At 67.1% G+C, this 1360-nt stretch carries 2 protein-coding genes; both read right to left on the bottom strand.

Annotation, left to right across the window (positions count from 1 at the left end):
- On the bottom strand, positions 1-347 hold a 347-nt coding region (locus IE275_RS45665), incomplete at its 3' end, for an ATP-binding cassette domain-containing protein (RefSeq protein ID WP_189718603.1).
- An 8-nt stretch (positions 348-355) separates the two neighbouring features.
- The coding region (locus tag IE275_RS45660) for an ABC transporter permease (RefSeq protein WP_189718602.1) at positions 356-1360 on the bottom strand (1005 nt) is incomplete at its 5' end.

Raw genomic sequence — 1360 nt, 5'->3', positions numbered from 1 at the left:
ATCAGGGGGACGGTGGCGAGGTCCTGGTAGACGGTGGCGATGCCCTTGTCGAGGGCCTCGCGGGGGGTGGAGAAGCGGACGGGCCGGCCGTCGACGAGGAACTCGCCCTCGGTGTGCTGGTGCAGTCCGGAGACGATCTTGATGAGGGTGGACTTGCCGGCGCCGTTGTCGCCGAGCACACAGGTCACCTTGCCCGGGTGGACGGTGAGGTCCACCCCGTGCAGGGCACGGATGTTGCCGTAGGACTTGCCGGCGTTGCGCAGTTCGACGAGGGGGCTCTCCCCCGCCCCGGGGGCGGTGTCCGCGAGGATCGCGCCGTGCGTTCCGGTTCCGTTGCTGGTGGTCATCGGGTCGGTCACCTCCTGGTCGCCGTGCGCTGGACCCACAGATTGATGAGGACGGCGCCGAGCAGCATCACGCCGAGGAAGGCCTTGAACCAGTCGGGGTTCCAGCCGGCGTAGACGATGCCCTGCTGCACCATGCCGAACATGAAGGCGCCGAAGACCGGGCCGATCGCCGAGCCGGCGCCGCCGGTGAGCAGACAGCCGCCGATGACGGCCGCGGAGATGTAGATCAGCTCCTGGCCGACGCCTTCACCCGACTGCACGGTGTTGAAGGTGAACAGCTGGTGCATGCCGACGAACCAGGCGCCGAAGCCGACCAGCATGAACAGCGAGATCTTCATGAACGTCACCGGCACACCGACGGCCCGCGCGCTCTCCTTGTTGCCGCCGACCGCGAAGATCCAGTTGCCGTACTTGGTGCGCAGCAGGACCCAGGTCGCGATGGCCGCGAAGACCAGCCAGTAGATGATGGTGATCTTCACCTGGACGCCGCCGACCTCGAAGGACGAGGCGAAGACCTTCTTGGCCTGGGAGAAGCCGTCCATGTCGCTGATGTCGTCGGTGGCGACGTTGGTGGTGACCAGCTTGGTGACCGCGAGGTTGACGCCCTGGAGGATCAGGAAGGTGCCCAGGGTGATCAGGAAGCTCGGCAGCCCGGTCCTGACCACCATCCAGCCGTTGAGGAAGCCGATCCCGAGGGACACCGCGAGGGCGACGACGATGCCCACCCAGACGTTCATCGTCAGTTGGTAGCTGAGCATGCTCGCGGTCAGCGCCGAGGTGATCACCGCGACACCGGCCGAGAGGTCGAACTCGCCGCCGATCATCAGCAGCGCGACCGGCAGGGCCATGATCCCGATGGTCGACGACTGGTACAGGATGTTGGCCATCGAGCTGGCCTCGCGCACCGGCGGGGCCGTGATGAGGAAGAACACGTACACGGCGACGGCGCCGAGGAACACGCCCACTTCGGGCCGGGCCAGCAGCCTGAGCGCGAGGGGACGTTGTGTGGTCCG

The organism is Streptomyces phaeofaciens, from assembly GCF_014648915.1.
Taxonomy (GTDB): domain Bacteria; phylum Actinomycetota; class Actinomycetes; order Streptomycetales; family Streptomycetaceae; genus Streptomyces; species Streptomyces phaeofaciens.
This window is presented reverse-complemented; position numbering and strand designations above follow the sequence as displayed.